The organism is Faecalitalea cylindroides ATCC 27803, assembly GCF_000469305.1.
Taxonomy (GTDB): Bacteria; Bacillota_I; Bacilli_A; order Erysipelotrichales; family Erysipelotrichaceae; genus Faecalitalea; species Faecalitalea cylindroides.
The window spans coordinates 1-18,062 of sequence record NZ_KI271059.1; the positions used below are offsets into that span (position 1 = coordinate 1).

Here is an 18,062-nt window from a genome sequence, read left to right on the forward strand (position 1 = left end):
TCATCATGCGATTCATGGAATATTATAAATGATTGATCTAAGAAAATAGGGAAATGATTATGAAGAAATTTGTTGAAAATATAATAAAATGTCTGATAACGATCGTGCTGAGTATCACGGTCGTTCATCCTGTATATGCAATGGAAAACGATCCAAATGAGGTCTCGAAACCGGAAGTACAGACAACTTCGGAACAATTGCCTTTTCATGATGTGGGATCTATAGACTGGTTCTACGAGTCCGTAAGATACGTCTATGACAATGGACTAATGACAGGACTTAACGAAACGACCTTTGGACCATATGAAAACCTAGCCAGAGCACAGTTTGCCGTTATTCTTCACAGGATGAATGGTTCACCGGATATCGAATATACAAACAAGTTTCCGGATGTAGCCGATAATCAGTGGTATACGGATGCAATCCTATGGGCCAATGAAGCCGGTGTCGTAGGCGGATATACCGATACAGGAAAGTTTGGTCCTGGAGACAATATCAACCGAGAGCAGATGGCTGTGATGATGTATCGATATGCGAATTATCTTGGATATGATACAAGTGCAAGAGCTAACATAAGTAAATATACAGATGCAGGCAATGTAAATGAGTTTGCCAAAGAAGCGATGTCCTGGGCAGTTGGAGAGGGGATCATCACAGGAAAATACAATGAAATCCAGCTGGATCCACAGGGGAATGCGAGCCGAGCTGAATGTGCGACGATCATCATGCGATTCATGGAATATTATAAGTAAAGAAACCCGAGAATCAAAAAATTCTCGGGTTTTAATGAGTTAAGATGTAAAGTAAAAATGTAAATTTATAATGTGGATAAAGTGTAGATTGTTTATATAAGATAATAAATGGATTAATTCGTACAAAACAGTGTAAATAAATCACAATCTACTCTTTATCTTTATGTATCGTTCCAGTTCCACCTTCGACAACTCCTTCGTGTTTTAGTACAGAAGTAATTGTCATCCAGAAACATTTGCAGTCAAAGCCAAAACTCATATTTTTAACATAATCACCATCCAGCTTGGCTTTTATATTGATTTCAAGTTCATCACGTCCATTGACCTGTGCCCATCCAGTAAGTCCAGGAAGAATATCATTGGCATGATATTTATCTCTTTCTTCAATCAAATCGTATTGATTCCAAAGAGCAGGTCTAGGGCCAACGATAGCCATGTCTCCTTTTAAGATATTAAATAACTGCGGGAGCTCATCTAAAGAGGTTTTTCTTAAGAATTTTCCAATACTTGTAATGTATTGATCTGGATTTTCTAATAAATGAGTTGGTGTATCTTTGGGCGTGTCAATTCGCATTGTTCTAAATTTATAGATATTAAAGTAGGTTTTATGAATGCCTACTCTTTTTTGTTTAAAGAACACAGGCCCTGGACTTGTAATCTTTATTAATAGAATCAAAATTAAGAGAACAGGGGATAGAATAACAGTACCTAATAAACTTACTATGAAATCAATCAATCTTTTTATATATTTTGCATAAATCATAATTTCACTCCATCTAAAAAACCATAACTAGTATAGCATAAGTCTTGTTGGGAGTGAGATTGAATCTATTTGAATATTAGGTAAATAGCAAGAAAATAATAAGTTATTTGTAAAAAATGGTATAGATGATTTGATTGTTTTGCATATTTAATAAATATTTAATAAATCTTAAATGAAAATTTGACATTTTAAAAAGAATCGTTTTTAATAATTTCATGAGAAAAAATGAGAAATCTAGAAATATGGATAAAAAAAGACGTAAATTTCGCTTTGGAATCATTACGTTTTTATTTTCAATTATAGCTACAATTTTATCGATATTGTTTGTTATACAGATTTTGGCTATGGGAATATTACCGTTACATTTATCTGTGCCTTTATCATTGATAGCTATAACTATTTGTTTAATTATATTTGTGATTGCTAATTTCATAAAAAAAAGAGGAATCATTCATTTTTTTTGTGGATTTTTAGCTTTGGTTCTTTGTGTTGTTTTTGCGGTAGGAAATAATTACATTTATAGAACGAACACAATGTTAGAATCTGTTACTAACTTAACAAATAAAATGACAAATACAGTATCAATTATTACAATGAATGGTAGTGGAATAGAGAACCTTTCGGATTTGAATGGTCTTACTGTTTCTTCTGCAGAATCAATGGATAAGGATGCTACTGATCGTTGTATTTCTGATTTAAATTCAGAAGGAGTATCTGTTAATTTAGTAGATTACGAAAATTATCAAGCTGCATTGGCAGCTCTATATAATAACGAAGTTAATGCGATGGTTCTAAATGAGGCGTATCGAGGACTGCTTCATGAGAATGAAGAGTTTACTGGGTTTGGTAACATAACTACTATCATTCATAAAACTGTATATTATACTGAACGTGAAAATACAATAGAAACATCAAAAGATGCTGTCAATGTCGTAAGTGAACCATTTACGATATTGATAAGCGGTAATGATTCATATGGTAGTTTAAATGAAACTTCTCGTTCGGATGTAAATATGCTAGTTACGGTGAATCCAAGTACGCATAAGATTCTTTTGACTAGTATTCCTAGAGACTATTATTTAAAGATGGCTTGTTCTGCTTCTTCAACAGACTGTCCAGAAGGTTCATACGATAAGTTAACTCACAGTGGTCTTTATGGTGTTGATTCTACAGAAAAGACTATTGAAGAAGCATTTGGTATAGACATTAACTATTATGTTCGAGTTAATTTCTCCAGCTTGGTTAATCTAGTAGATGCTTTAGGTGGTATTGATGTGGAAGTTGAGCCAGGTTTAGAAGTTGACACTTTCTATGCTAATGGAACAGAAGGTGTTCATGCTGGTACAAATCATTTAGATGGAGAAAGAGCCTTAGCTTTTGCAAGAGAACGTTATGCTTATGCAGATGGAGATGTTCAAAGGAATAAAAACCAACAACAAGTATTAATGAGAATGTTTGAAAAAATTGCTTCACCAAGCATGATTGTGAATTTTGGTAATTTTGTTGATGCATTAGGTGGTGCTTTTGAGACAAATATGTCAAGTGAAGATATGTTGTCATTAATTCGTTATGAATTTACATTCTTTCCTGATTGGACTTTTGAACAGTGTAGTGTTGAGGGATATCAAGATACGATGTATAGCACGGTATTAGGAGATTATAGTGCTGTGACAATAGGAAATACGCAGTCTATGGATATCGCTAAACAAAAAATTCAAGCTGTAATAAATGGTGAGAGTGCGGATTCAATAACTACTGTAGTAGATGAAAACGTATATACGCCATATTTAGATGACAGTGTTGCTTCAGACACGCCTACTTATACAGAGGACCCAAATCAGTATTATGATGTTCCTGTTACTGAGGATTATTATGATTCAAGCTATGATACGCAAATAGATAGTTATGAAGATCCATATGCTGGAACATATGATACTACTAATGGGAATGAAGATATTTATTATGATCAGAGTTCTGAATATCAATCCTGGTAGAATAAAAGTAGAGAAATCTCTACTTTTTTGTGGTTTTTTTAAATTAGTGCTAAAATAAATAAGATGAAATGAGGAGGTCCCATGGAAAGAGTTTCGAAAAGTCCGGAAAAAAAGAGTAAACTATTCGTGGTTTTTGCGATAATTATCTCGTTAATATTAGTTCTTTTTACAGGATACGTTATCTATTTATTATTAACTTTAAATATTCTTCCAGAACAGTTATTAATTCCTGTATGCTTGATAGTAATCTTATCGGCAATAATTTTATTAGTACTTTTAAATTTTGCTTCTGCTCGATTATGGTCAAAAATTTTGTCCTCTTTCTTAGTGATTGTAATGTCTATAGTGATGGGGTTTGGAAGTGTTTATCTTCAACATACAGCAGATACATTAAAGAAAGTTACTGAACAGGCAGGAAAAGTTAAAACGACTGTTTCCGTGATTTCATTAGCGTCATCTTCATATGAAGAAATTGACGATTTGATGAACAAAAAAATTGCGACTTTAAAAAACATAGACCAATTAGGAACGAAAAAAACTTTAGATGATATTAATTCGCAAGATGTAAAGATAGAAAAAGTAGAATATGATAATGTTCCTGCTCAAGTAAAAGCTTTATATGATGGAGAAGTGGACGCTATTGTATTGAATGAGGTATACAGAACAAATGTTTCAGAGTTAGAAAATTATTCGGATTTTTCGAATCAAACAAAAGTAGTATATCAAACGGTTTTTTATACTGATACAGCTAATGAACCACTTGCTGTATCTGATATTACAACAAATCCATTTAATATTTTGATTACCGGAAATGATTCTTATGGTGAATTTGAGGAAATGTCAAGATCTGATGTGAACATGATTGTAACTGTTAATCCTGTTACATCTACTGTCCTGATGACAAGCATACCTCGTGATTATTTTGTAGAAGAAGTTTGTGACGACTATGCTTGTAATTATGGAGCGACAGATAAATTAACACATACTGGTATTTATGGAGTCTCTACAACTAAAGATACTCTAGAAAATCTTTTGGGAATTGAAATTAATTATACTTTCCGCGTGAATTTTTCAAGTATGGAAAACATTGTCGATGCTATCGGTGGAATAGATATTGAAGTTGCTCCAGGTATGGCGGTTAGTAAATTCTATTCAGATAGTACACTTGAGGGTGTAACCGAAGGAACAAATCATCTTGATGGAAAAAGAGCCTTGGCTTATTCGCGAGAAAGAAAAGCATATTTAGATGGAGATACACAACGAGCAAGAAATCAACAGCAAGTATTAGAAGCGATTATTGATAAGGTTACTTCTCCAACAATTTTAACAAACTATTCTCAATTATTAGAGGCATTAGGAAATGCATTTGAAACCAACATGACAATGGATGAAATAACATCTTTAGTACAATATCAAATTCAAGCGATGCCTGAATGGAATTTTGAACAATATGTATTATCGGGGTATGGAGATATGCAAGTTTCTCCAGAATTAGGAACCGAAGTTAGTGTCATTATTCCGGATACGAATTCAGTATCTATAGCTTCTCAGAAGATTGCTGCTGTCTTAAATGGTGAATCAAGTTCTACTATTGAAAGTGAAGAGGATGTACCGGCAGGAACACTATCTCAAGAACAGATAGAAGCTCAAATTCAGGAAGGCTTATTAACAGAAGGTGGATACTATTATTATGATCCATATTATTATGGTTCAACTCAAACATATGATGACTCTACTTATTATGATCCAAACGCAGTAACAGATACACAGACTTATGGTGATGGATATTATTCTGGATCAGAGACTGCCACTGAAGAAGTATATTAAAATTGATTCTTATAGAATTCTGGGAGAAATCCCAGAATTTTGTATTTTATTACGATTTCGTATATAATGTATACGATTATGTGATTGGAGCATAAAATATGGATTTTATATATGAGACTAAATTATATCAACATTTCCGAGGATTACTAATTTGTTTAATAGATTTGTTAATCACCGGCTTTAGTTATGTTTTCGTTTTTTTTATGGATAACGGTTTCTTTTTGGAAGGAAGGTTTTTTCATATTACTCGATTGATTTTGTGGGGTATGTTCTTTGTACTGATTCTTCATTTAGTCAGTCAATTAATCTTCAGAACACACAAGATTTTATGGATGTATACCGGGCCAAGTGAGGTAATTCGTTGTTTCTTAAGTTCTTTATTATGCATGTTGATAATGTTGTTTTTCCAACAAATTACAAATTTGTTCCACCCATCTTTAATAATCATATCTGAATTATTATCTTTTATCTTATCACTAGGGGTTCGATTGATTTATAGAACATTAAGACGTTCAGCTTTAGCTTCAGATAGAAAACAAAATGCCTTGATCATTGGAGCAGGAAGTGCCGGTTATTTAATGTTATCAGAGATTTATCGTAATACTAAATATCCTTATAATGTGGTGGGATTTTTGGATGATTACAAAGCAAAAGGTATGATTTTAAGCGGAAAACCTGTGTTAGGAACAATAGATGAGGTTGCCGATATTGCTAGAGAGAATGGTGTAAGCCAAATTTTTATTGCCGTTTCTTCAGTAACTCCTGAGCAAAAGAGAAGAATTATTGATTTATGTACCTCTACTAGCATTAATACAAAAGTGATGAATTTCTCGGTTGATAATGATTCTCAACAACATGTTTCTGTTGAAGATATACGAATTGAAGATTTATTAAATAGACCGAGTATAGATTTGAAAATAGAAGAAATAGCATCTTATCTAATCGATAAAACAGTTTGTGTTACAGGAGCTGGAGGATCAATCGGTTCAGAGTTGTGTCGTCAGATAGTAAGATTTAAACCAAAGAAACTTGTCATGATTGATATTAATGAGAATTCTCTCTATATGCTTGAACAAGAATTCATGCGTAATAAACGAATCGGTAAAGTAGATAGTTCAATTGAAATAGTTTCGTTAATAGTTTCGATTCGCGAAAGAGAAGAATTATTTAAAGTTTTAAAAGAGTATCAATGTGATGTTGTATATCATGCTGCTGCACATAAACATGTTCCATTGATGGAAACTAGACCTTCTGAAGCAATATTAAACAATATTTTGGGTACTAAAAATGTGATTGATGCAGCAATAAATACAGGAGTATCTCGTTTGATCATGATATCTACGGATAAAGCCGTCAATCCAACAAATGTTATGGGTGCAACCAAAAGGATGACAGAGTTGATTTTGCAATCGAGAGAAACTGATAAAAAAATCAGAATGGCTGCCGTTCGTTTTGGGAATGTATTGGGATCTAACGGTTCAGTAATTCCAATTTTTAGAGAGCAGATCAAACAAGGAGGACCTGTTACAGTTACAGATAAAAATGTACAGCGTTATTTTATGACAATTCCGGAAGCTGCTCAATTAGTTCTGCAGGCAGGATATTATGCCAAACATCGAGAAATCTTCGTTTTAGATATGGGAGAACCGGTGAAAATATTGGATTTGGCTGAGAAAATGATTCGTTTAGCTGGTTATAAACCTTATCAGGATATCGAAATCAAAGAAATTGGTTTACGTCCAGGTGAAAAAATGTTTGAAGAACTGGCTTTAGAAATTGAAAAGTGTCATAAAACTGACAATAATCTTATTTTTGTTCATGAGAGCATGGATGTTCGCCAAGAAGATATTGATAAAAAGGTTGCTGAATTAGCACAAGCCGCGGTTGAGTTAGATGATCCTGCTAAGTTAAAGTCGATGTTAATGAAAGCAATAAAAGATACAAATTAAAATTTTGACTATTTAATATCTTCTTTATAATCGTGTTTATAAACTATATAGGAGATGTAGAATGAAAAAAATTCTTATAACAGGGAAAAACAGTTATATTGGCACTCATTTAAAGAATAGATTGTCACAGGAAAAAAACTCATATTATGTAGAGGAATTAGATTTACATGATTCTAAGTGGAAAACAGTTGATTTTTCTGATTATGATACGATTTTTCATGTGGCAGGACTAGCTCATTCTACACCTAAAGATAGCGAGAAGTCTTTATATTATAAGATTAATACAGATTTAGCATATGAGGTTGGTTTTAAAGCTGCTAAAGAAGGTGTTCATCAGTTTATTTTCATGAGCTCTGTGATTGTTTATGGTAGTGAAAGTTTCAAAAATAGTGAAAAAATTATTCGAAAAGATACGCCATTAAAACCGGATAATTTTTATGGGGATAGTAAAAAACAAGCCGAGATAAAATTGAAACAGCTGGAAAGTGATCAATTTAAGTTGTGTATTATACGTTCACCAATGATTTATGGAGAAGGATCAAAGGGGAATTATCCTATATTATCAAAATTTGCTAAAAAAACACCTATATTTCCAGATTTTGAAAATAAACGAAGTATGTTATATATAGGAAATTTAGTTGAATTTTTGAAAAATGTCATAGATTTAGAGTTAGCGGGTTTGTTCTTTCCTCAAAATAAAGAATATGTTGAAACGAGAAAATTAGTTGAGAAGATTGCGTCAATAAATAATCACAAAATTATTTTTACACGCATATTTAATCCCGTAATCAAACGATTAAAGACAAACATTTTAGTTGAAAAAGTATTTGGAAGTTTAATAATCGATAAAGAATTATCAGTTTATAACTTTGAATATAATGTATTTGATTTTGAGGATTCGATACAAAGGACAGAAAAAAGAGGGTAACCATGAAAGTTGTCATAGTTTGTGCATTTGATACATATTTTGATAGAGTGAAACTTTTGAAAGAATATTATAAAAAAGAAGATGTGATCGTAAGCTCATCTGATTTTTCTCATAGAAAAAAAAAGAAAATTCATAATGAGATATCAGACTTAGATATAAATGTAAAAGAATATAAAAAAAATTTATCGATTGATAGGCTGATTTCTCATTATCAATTTTCTAAAAGTGTGTATAATGAATTAATCGCAATTCAACCGGATTTAATACATGCTCTTGTTCCACCAAACAGTTTATCGAAATATTTATCTCTATACAAAGAAAAATATAATGTAAAATTAATTTTTGATATCATTGATTTATGGCCAGAAACTTTGCCTGTAGGCAATATAAAAAACATATTTCCAATAACATTATGGAAAAATATCAGAGACAAATACTTAGAACGTGCAGATATCATTTTTACTGAATGTGAATTATTCCAAGAAGTTTTAAGAAAAAAAGGTAATTTAAAATATCATACTTTATACTGGTCTCGCAAAGAAAGACCGCTGGAAACATCCTACAAATTTTCTAAGAATAAAAGAAGTTTTTGCTATTTAGGTTCAATTAATAATATTATTGATTTAGATCTTATAGTCCAATTTCTTAAAGAATGCAATAAAAAAATAGATACGACATTGCACATCATAGGTAACGGAGAAGAAAAACAAACTTTGATAAGCAGATTATCGGCTGAACATATAACAGTTATTGACCATCAAGAAGTATATTCACAAATAGAAAAGCAGAAAATATTTGATCAATGTGATTATGCTTTAAACATTATGAAACCTACCGTTGTAGTGGGACTTACAATGAAATCATTAGATTATATGTGTGCTGGAATACCGTTGATCAATACAATTCAGGGAGATACATATAAACTTTGTGCTCAAGAAGAAATTGGACATAATGTAAACAAAGACAATATCCAAGAAATAATTAATGAAATAATTCATGAGGATGAAGAAGACATGTCGTTTAAAAGAGAAAAGATAAAAAGTATTTATTTAGAAACTTTTACGGACACTGTTTTTTTTGAGACGTTAGATAAAGCAGGTGTTTTACATGACTAAGAGATATAGCTTAATTGTTGTATATAACAAGGAACTTGATAAATCTCCAACATATAAATTGTGTAGAGAATACAATAATTTAATAACTATTGTATGCGATAATAGTACAACACCAAATAATAATCAAAACATAGCAAAAAAAGATGGAGTTATTTATATTTCCATGAACGGAAATAAAGGTTTATCCTGTGCATATAATGCTGGAATTAATGAAATACAAAGTAAAAATGGTTACATTATGATTATGGATGATGATACAGAGATTCCTAGAACCTATATAGAATGGTTTTTATCTGCAGAGTTACATGATACAGATATATATTTACCAATTGTAAAAGACGAGAAAGGAATCATGTCACCATCAAAGAATGTAAAGGGTGTAGTTTATCGATCACAAGATACAAACATTTCATATTCAGAAATAACAGGTATAAATAGTGGGATGATAATCAATTTATCATGTTTCAAGGATTTTTCTTATGATGAAAAACTCTTTTTAGATTATGTAGATCATTATTTTCTGATAGAAATGAAGAAAAGAAATAAAAAAATAGAGGTATTACCTTTTGAAATTTATCAAAATTTTTCTGCAAATACCAATAGTAAAAAGTCTGCTATAGTCCGGTGGAATATCTTTAAAAGAGACAGTAAATATTTTTATAGAAATAATAAGAAGAATTATTTTTTTATTCTGTTAAAAAGAAGAATACGTTTAATGCTTCAATATAAAGATTTAACGTTTTTATGGAGATAAATATGAGAAAAAAAATATCAGTGGCTATGGCAGCTTATAATGGTGAAAACTATATCAAAGAGCAAATAAAATCAATTCTTGTAAATTTAACAGAGGGTGATGAGTTGATTATCTCATTAGACCCTTCTAATGATAAAACCAGTGAAATCATTCAATCGTTTTCAGATGAACGAATTAAACTTTTAAAGGGACCTGGAAAAGGATTGATTTACAATTTTGAGAATGCGATAAAACACACTCATAATGACATAATATTTCTATCTGATCAAGATGACATCTGGGTGCAAAACAAAGTAGATTTAGTGCTCAAAGCTTTTGAAGATTCAAGCACAAACGTTGTACTGCATGATGCAAAGATCGTTGATAAAAATTTAGAAGTTTTATCAGAGTCTTTTTTTAAGGATCATAGGACTAAACTAGGTGTTTTAAATAACATTATTAGAAATAGTTATATAGGATGTTGCATGGCATTCAGAAAAGAGATGAAAGAATATATATTACCTTTTCCATCGAAACTTCCAATGCATGATCAGTGGATTGGACTGATTGGAGAACTACATGGAAAAAATGTAATGCTGGATGATCCACTTATTCTTTATCGAAGACATGGTTCAAATATGTCATCAACTGAGCATTCGAATATTTTGCAAATGATAAAATGGCGCTTTCAGATTATTTCTGCAGTATGCATGCATAAAAGAAAATGTAATAAATTATGATATATCTTAACTGAAATGGACAAAATTATGTGTAAAGTGTACAATATGTCTTGCTTGATTTATTTAGTGAGTATTTTGTTAATGTATTAGAAAGACTATAGACAAGCGAACTTGTATTTAAATGAGAAGGAGATTCTGATGTTAATTAAAGATAAGAATAATCGAATAGCAATTTACTTTTTTTATGATGGACAAGGTATTGTAGATAGATATGTAGAATATTTTTTAGAAGACTTTAGTCAATACGTGCGAACACTCTACATTGTTTCTAATGGTAATTTAGAAGAAGCTCAGAAACAGAAATTACAACGATTTGGCGAAGTCATAGAAAGAGAAAATAAAGGATTCGATGTATGGGCGTATAAAACGACTTTAGAAAAAATTGGTTGGGAAAAATTATCAGAATATGAAGAAGTAGTCTTGCTAAATAGCACCATTATGGGGCCTGTGGATTCTTTTGAGAAAACTTTTAAAACTATGGATGAAAAAGATTTGGATTTTTGGGGAATGACCATCTATCCAAAATATAATCACGATCCATTTAATTGTATCTCGTATGGCTATATCCCTGAACATCTACAATCACATTTTATAGTGTGTCGTAGATCTTTAGTGACTACGGATGTTTTTCAAGAATATTGGAAAAACATGCCTATGATAAATAACTATAGTGAGGCTATAGGTAAACATGAGGCGATCTTTACAAAGTATTTTAGCGATAAAGGGTTTAAGTGGGAAGCTTTTGTAGATACACATGGCTTGGAAGACTATACAGGATATCCTCTTATGATGTGTCCAACAAAATTAATTAAAGAATATAATTGTCCAATCTTTAAAAAAAGAAGTTTTTTCCACGATATAAATGACTTTTTGCGCAATACTACAGGAGAGCAGACAAGTGAGCTTTATGAATATCTCGATAAACATACTAACTATGATGTAGATATGATCTGGGATCCAATATTAAGGAGTTATGATCAAGAGATACTTGTCAAAAATATGAATTTAACATATGTTCTTCCTAAAGAATTTGATAAGAATAAAACGTCAAATAGTAAAGTGGCTTTGGTAATTCATATGTATTTTCCAGATTTACTGGAAGAAAACAAGAAATATATTGAATCTATGCCTAAAAACGCAGATATTTATATAACAACAAATACTGAAGAGAAGAAGAAAGAAATACTAAGAGTATACAAAGACTTACAATTTAATAAATTTGAAGTCAGAGTAATCGAAAATAGAGGAAGAGACGTAAGTGCATTATTAACAGGTGTTAAAGATGTAATTATGGATTATGATATCGTATGTTTTGCGCATGACAAAAAAACTGCACAAATTATACCAGGGACTAGTGGTGCATCTTTTGCATATAAGTGTTTTGAGAATGTTTTGGCTTCAAAACAGTATGTGTCTAATGTAATTGACTTGTTTGATGAGAATAAAAGATTAGGTATGTTAGTTCCACCGGAACCAAATCATGGGATTTTGTTTCCAACGGTTGCATATGGATGGGGACCAAATTTTGAAATTACAAAACAATTAGCAGACAAGTTAAAACTTACGGTACCTATTAATGCCTATTGCCAACCTGTGGCTCCTTATGGAACAATGTTTTGGTTTAGACCAAAAGCGCTAAAACTGTTATTTGATTGTGATTGGAAATATGAAGATTTTCCAAAGGAACCCAATAAGATAGATGGAACTTTATTGCATGCAATAGAGAGAATCTACCCATACGTGGTTCAACAAGAAGGATTTTATCCTGCAATTGGAATGACAGACAAATTTGCTGCTATCGAATATCAAAATCTTCATCACTATACTAGAGGTTTCGTAAGAGCAGGAGTAGATAGTGGTTTAGGACCATATTATGATGAAATGATTTTAGGTTTGAGACATAGAGTGTTGGGAAATGGCGTTAAAAAAGATATTAAGATTTTAGCTAAAGATATTGTAAAGACAACAACTAATTTGATAAAGAGTGCGTTAAGAAAAATCATGGGTGAAGTTGCTTATGAAAAATATCGTAGAAAATGGGTTACACGTGTAAAATAGAGGCGGTGTTAGAGAATGTCTGAAAATTCTATTGAAATTAGAAATATGTCTAAATCTTTTAAGATAATGTATGATAAGCCATTAACTTTAAAAGACAGACTCATTTCTTGGAAGAGAAATAAATATGAGATGCGAACAGTTTTGCATGATATTACATTAGATATCAAAAAAGGGGAAACTGTTGCTTTAATTGGAGTCAATGGTAGTGGAAAATCAACACTATTAAAAATAATGACAAAAATCCTTTATCCTAATAAAGGAACAGTTAAAACATATGGTAAGCTTTCTTCGTTATTGGAATTAGGTGCAGGATTTCATCCTGATTTTACAGGAAGAGAAAACATATATTTTAATGCAGCAATTTTTGGCTTAAGTAGACAAGAAATCGATAAAAGAATGGATGAAATAATCGAATTTTCAGAATTAGGAGCTTTTATAGATAATCCAGTTCGTGTATATTCTTCAGGAATGTATATGAGATTAGCTTTTTCGATTGCGATAAATGTGGATGCTGAAATCTTGTTGATTGATGAAATACTAGCAGTTGGAGATCAACATTTCCAAGAAAAATGCTTTAAAAAATTGGAGGAACTAAAGAATAGCAATAAGACAATAGTTATTGTCACTCATAACTTGCAGCAAGTAAATGAATTATGTTCTAGAGCGATATGGGTTCAAAATGGTGTCATTAAACTTGATGGAAATCCAAAAGAAGTGGTTAAAGCTTATTTAGAGGAATGCAGGTAATTTTATGGAAGAAATAAGAGAAATTATTCAATATAGAGAATTTTTAAAAACAAGTGTACAAAAGGATATCCGTGGAAAGTATAAAGGATCTTTTTTTGGAGTTTTATGGTCTTTTATTAACCCTTTATTACAAGCGGTTGTATATGCTGTTATTTTCCCTTATATTATGCGTACACAAATTGAGAATTATTTGGTTTATTTGATTATTGGTATTATCGCTTGGACTTTTTTCACAAATGTAATTAATGCGGGAATGATGGTTATTCAAATGAATGCAGGAATTATAAAAAAAGTGTATTTTCCAAGAATTATTTTGCCGTTATCATCTGCCATCAGTGGGGTGGTTAATTTCCTGATTTCTTGTTTAGTTATTCTTTTGTTTTGTATTTTCAATCCATCTATAGGAGTTAGTTGGCATATTATTATTTTACCTTTGATTACTTTTATTCAATTTGTACTAAGTCTAGGTATTTCTTTAGCATTAAGTGCAATTAATATTTACATAAAAGATACACAATATATTATCCAATTCGTATTAAACCTAATGTTTTATGCAACACCAATTTTATATACTGTAGACATTTTTCCTGAATCATTAAGATGGGTTTTAATGTTAAACCCGATGGCTGGTTTAGTAGATGCATATAGATGTATTTTTATGTATCATACAATTCCTGATTTTTCCGTTTTAGCTTATACATGCGTTGTATCCGTTGTGCTCTTTGTTATTGGATTAATAGTTTTTAGAAAATTAGAAAAAGGTTTTGCTGAAGAAGTATAGTAGAAAGAAGGCGAGAATTCATGAAAATACTAGTTACAGGTGCTAATGGACAATTAGGAAGAGCACTTCAAAAAGTATTAATAAATGAAGAGATTGAGTTGCTTTTAACTGACACTAAAGAAATGGATATTACAGATGCGAATTCTGTAAAGAAAGTCTTTAATAAATTTGAACCAGAAATAGTTATTAACTGTGCGGCATTTACAAATGTTGATAAATGTGAAACGGAAGAAGAATTAGCATTTAAGATTAATGCGGAAGGTCCTAGAAACTTGGTTAAAATGTGTCTTGAATATGATGCTTGTTTAGTCCATATTTCTACAGATTATGTCTTTGACGGAGAAAAATCAGAACCATATGATGAAGAAGATATTCCAAATCCTCAATCTGTGTACGGGAAAAGTAAATTGCTTGCAGAACAAATCATTTTAGAAAATATGAGTAAATACTTTATTATCCGTACAGCCTGGATGTTTGGTGATGGAGAAAATTTTGTTAGAAAAGTGGTTCAGAATGCTAAAAATAAAAATGAAGTAACGGTTGTGGATGATCAATTTGGCTCTCCAACAAGTTCAATGGAATTAGCTAAAGTTATTAATCTATTGATTTCTTCTAACAAGTATGGTATTTATCATGCATCTTGTGAAGGTTATTGTAACTGGGCACAGTTTGCAGAACAAATATTCGAAGAATTAAATTTAAATGTTAAAGTAAAACATGTTAAATCAAATGAATATGTTTCAAAAGTAAAACGTCCAAAGAATTCGATTTTGACTAATAAAAAGCTTTTAGAAAACTTTAATTATAAAATGAAAGATTGGCAAAATGCTTTAAAAGACTATATTAGTGGAGGTTATGTTATGAGTGATTTAACAAAGAAAGTACTAGTTACAGGTGCAAATGGATATTTAGGAAGACATGTAGTTAAAGAATTATTGAATCGTGGATATGAAGTTTTAGCTGCAGATTTTAGATACGATGGTGTTGATGAAAGAGCTATAAGAGTAGAAGAGCCTATTTTTAGTGGAAAAGAGAATATTTACGAATTAATGGGTAAACCAGATGTTTGTATTCATTTAGCATGGAGAAATGGATTTGTACATAATGATGATTCGCATATATTAGATCTTCCTAGTCATTATACATTTATTAAAAATATGATTGCTGGTGGATTAAAGAGTATTAGTATCATGGGTACTATGCATGAAGTTGGTTACTGGGAAGGAGCTGTTGATGAGCATACTCCTACAAATCCTATTTCACTATATGGTATTGCTAAAGATGCATTACGAAATATAACTTTTAATTTAACTATGAACAAAGACGTTTCTGTACATTGGTTAAGAGCGTATTATATCATGGGAGATGATTTAAAAAACAATTCTATATTCTCTAAACTTGTACAGGCCGAACAGGAAGGAAAAGAAAAATTCCCATTCACATCAGGAAAAAATAAATATGACTTTATTACTGTTCAGGAATTAGCTAAACAAATTGTTGCTGCATCTGTACAAGATCAAATAACAGGAATCATCAATGTTTGTACAGGAGAGCCGATTTCTTTAGCTGATAAAGTGGAAAGTTTTATTAAAGAAAATGATTTTAAAATAAAATTGGAGTACGGAGCTTATCCGGATAGACCATATGATTCTGATGCTATTTGGGGAGATGCTACCAAAATTAGAAAAATTTTAGAAAATGAAAAATAATTATGGACGATAAAATGTATTCAACTGGAAAATTTGCAAAACTGGCAAATGTTACAGAAAGGACAATTCGTTATTATGACAAAATAGGGTTATTAAAACCCTCTTTTGTTTTATCTAATGGTTATAGACAATATACCGATTCTGATTTATTAAAACTACAAAAAATATTATCGTTAAAACATCTAGGTTTTTCAATAGAAGAGATTTTTCCGATTGTTTTAGAAGATCAAGATATTAAAGAATCATTTCAAATGCAAGTAGAACTACTTGATTCAAGAATAAAACACATGAATTTGATAAAAGATTCTATGGAAGCAATGATTATGACTCTCGATACAGGTAAAATTGAATGGGGAAAAGTGATTTCATTAATTCAATTATCAAGCGATGATAATAATGTTGTTGATCAATATAAAAATGCGAAAAATCTAAATGTTCGTATATCATTGCATGATATGTATTCCCAAAATAAACAAGGATGGTTTCCGTGGATTTTTCATCAAATAGATTTTTCAAAAATCAATCGTCTTTTAGAAGTAGGTTGTGGAAACGGAAAATTATGGAAAGATCACAATATTGATTTGAGAAATAGAGAAATATTTTTGTCAGATTCATCTCAAGGTATGGTTGATGAAGTTAGAAAAAGTTTAGGTAATGATTTTAATTGTTTGGTCTTTGATTGTGAAAAAATACCCTTTAAAGATGGATATTTTGATGCAGTTATTGCTAATCATGTATTGTTTTACGCAAGAGATATAAATATAGCTTTAAAAGAAATAAAAAGAGTTTTGAATACAAGAGGAATTTTGTATTGTACTACTTATGGAAAGAATCACATGAAAGAATTAGATGAGTTGGTAAAAGGGTTTGATAATAAGATAGAATTATCCGCTAATAAATTGTTTGATGTTTTTGGTATAGAGAATGGAGAAACTATTCTATCTAAATATTTTAAAAAAGTTGAATTTAAAAAGTATGATGATTATTTGTTAGTTGATAAATCAAAACCAATAATTGATTATATTTTAAGCTGTCACGGAAATCAAAATGAATTAATAGGTCCGAGAATCAATGAATTTCGACATTATGTAAATGGTGTTTTAAAAAAAGAGAAGAATTTAAAGATTACCAAAGATGCAGGGATGTTTATATGTTACATATAAACATTTGATCATATAGGTGATATTTAATTTGTGAAAAGACATACAAGCAATTGATTATTTTGCGAATGTAAAGTATCATTACAATGTTAAGAATAGGACGGTTTATGAAAAAAATAGTAAAAACATTTATTTTGTCAGCTTTAAGCACATTATTGGCATGTAGTTTAAATGTAAGCGTTATGGCAAATACAACAGATCCTACTGTTGAACTGGAATCAATGATTTTTACTTCTGAAACAAATATGGGTACTTTGACAATTAATTTTTCTCTTTTTGATTCAGATAATTGGACAAAGCCTACACAAACATTTGATAAGATTGTTGAGAATGTCGATCTTTCAATACTTACAGATATTAACGTATTAGGCAAGATTGTTGAGGCGTATACACCTGAAGGATATGAAATCATGGAAGGAAAAGGATCCACAGGGCCATCTTATTGGTTGATCAATGAGAATACTGCTGTAGCATATGTTTATGAAAAACAACTTAAATTTACAGATGTTACCTCTTCAGATTGGTTTTATTACTCAGTAAAATATGTCTATGACAATGGACTGATGACAGGACTGAATGAAACGACCTTTGGACCATATGAAAACCTAGCCAGAGCACAGTTTGCCGTTATCCTGCACAGGATGAATGGTTCACCGGATATGGAATATACAAACAAGTTCCCAGATGTAGCCGATAATCAGTGGTATACGGATGCAATCCTATGGGCAAGTGATATTGGAGTGGTCACAGGATACGAGGATACAGGAAAATTTGGTCCTGGAGACAATATCAACCGAGAACAGATG

General features: G+C 31.0%; 15 protein-coding genes. 14 read left to right on the forward strand and 1 reads right to left on the reverse strand.

The features are described 5' to 3' along the window. Positions 1-59: 59 nt before the first annotated feature. Positions 60-752 (forward strand): S-layer homology domain-containing protein, encoded by a 693-nt coding sequence (locus tag HMPREF0367_RS09495; protein WP_051335247.1) that lies wholly within the window; start codon positions 60-62, stop codon positions 750-752. A gap of 148 nt (positions 753-900) precedes the next feature. Here HMPREF0367_RS09495 and HMPREF0367_RS09500 read toward each other — a convergent pair whose 3' ends face one another. Continuing rightward, positions 901-1,512 (reverse strand): sugar transferase, encoded by a 612-nt coding sequence (locus HMPREF0367_RS09500; protein ID WP_282705537.1) that lies wholly within the window; start codon positions 1,510-1,512, stop codon positions 901-903. 245 nt (positions 1,513-1,757) lie between these two features. Between HMPREF0367_RS09500 and HMPREF0367_RS09505 the strand changes: the two genes are divergently transcribed. The 13 genes from HMPREF0367_RS09505 to HMPREF0367_RS10130 form a co-directional block, all read left to right on the forward strand. Next, complete coding sequence (locus tag HMPREF0367_RS09505) at positions 1,758-3,509, forward strand: LCP family protein (protein WP_035403694.1); 1,752 nt, start codon at positions 1,758-1,760, stop codon at positions 3,507-3,509. Between the two features lie 81 nt (positions 3,510-3,590). Beyond that, positions 3,591-5,336: an LCP family protein gene (locus HMPREF0367_RS09510; protein ID WP_035403696.1), complete on the forward strand. Its 1,746-nt coding sequence runs from the start codon at positions 3,591-3,593 to the stop codon at positions 5,334-5,336. Positions 5,337-5,668: 332 nt separating this feature from the next. Then, entirely contained in the window at positions 5,669-7,285 is a 1,617-nt protein-coding gene (locus tag HMPREF0367_RS09515; RefSeq protein ID WP_248660683.1) for a polysaccharide biosynthesis protein, read from the forward strand. 61 nt (positions 7,286-7,346) lie between these two features. Next, positions 7,347-8,213: an NAD-dependent epimerase/dehydratase family protein gene (locus tag HMPREF0367_RS09520; RefSeq protein WP_035403700.1), complete on the forward strand. Its 867-nt coding sequence runs from the start codon at positions 7,347-7,349 to the stop codon at positions 8,211-8,213. A 2-nt stretch (positions 8,214-8,215) separates the two neighbouring features. Continuing rightward, on the forward strand, positions 8,216-9,328 hold the full coding sequence (locus HMPREF0367_RS09525) for a glycosyltransferase (RefSeq protein WP_035403705.1): 1,113 nt from the start codon (positions 8,216-8,218) through the stop codon (positions 9,326-9,328). Then, complete coding sequence (locus tag HMPREF0367_RS09530; protein ID WP_035403706.1) at positions 9,321-10,082, forward strand: glycosyltransferase; 762 nt, start codon at positions 9,321-9,323, stop codon at positions 10,080-10,082. The genes HMPREF0367_RS09525 and HMPREF0367_RS09530 overlap by 8 nt, the downstream gene beginning before the upstream one ends. A gap of 2 nt (positions 10,083-10,084) precedes the next feature. Further along, the gene (locus tag HMPREF0367_RS09535) at positions 10,085-10,801 is read left to right on the forward strand and encodes a glycosyltransferase family 2 protein (protein WP_081683681.1); all 717 of its coding nucleotides are present in this window, start codon (positions 10,085-10,087) and stop codon (positions 10,799-10,801) included. A 138-nt stretch (positions 10,802-10,939) separates the two neighbouring features. Beyond that, positions 10,940-12,859, forward strand: a complete 1,920-nt coding sequence (locus tag HMPREF0367_RS09540; RefSeq protein ID WP_051335248.1) for a rhamnan synthesis F family protein — start codon at positions 10,940-10,942, stop codon at positions 12,857-12,859. A 15-nt stretch (positions 12,860-12,874) separates the two neighbouring features. After that, positions 12,875-13,606: an ABC transporter ATP-binding protein gene (locus HMPREF0367_RS09545; protein ID WP_081683682.1), complete on the forward strand. Its 732-nt coding sequence runs from the start codon at positions 12,875-12,877 to the stop codon at positions 13,604-13,606. 4 nt (positions 13,607-13,610) lie between these two features. Then, complete coding sequence (locus HMPREF0367_RS09550) at positions 13,611-14,387, forward strand: ABC transporter permease (RefSeq protein ID WP_035403707.1); 777 nt, start codon at positions 13,611-13,613, stop codon at positions 14,385-14,387. Positions 14,388-14,407: 20 nt separating this feature from the next. Further along, on the forward strand, positions 14,408-16,096 hold the full coding sequence (gene rfbD, locus HMPREF0367_RS10340) for a dTDP-4-dehydrorhamnose reductase (RefSeq protein ID WP_081683683.1): 1,689 nt from the start codon (positions 14,408-14,410) through the stop codon (positions 16,094-16,096). Positions 16,097-16,098: 2 nt separating this feature from the next. Then, on the forward strand, positions 16,099-17,259 hold the full coding sequence (locus HMPREF0367_RS09560) for a MerR family transcriptional regulator (RefSeq protein ID WP_035403708.1): 1,161 nt from the start codon (positions 16,099-16,101) through the stop codon (positions 17,257-17,259). A 104-nt stretch (positions 17,260-17,363) separates the two neighbouring features. After that, positions 17,364-18,062, forward strand: a 699-nt coding sequence (locus HMPREF0367_RS10130; protein WP_169815954.1) for an S-layer homology domain-containing protein, incomplete at its 3' end; no start/stop codon positions are given.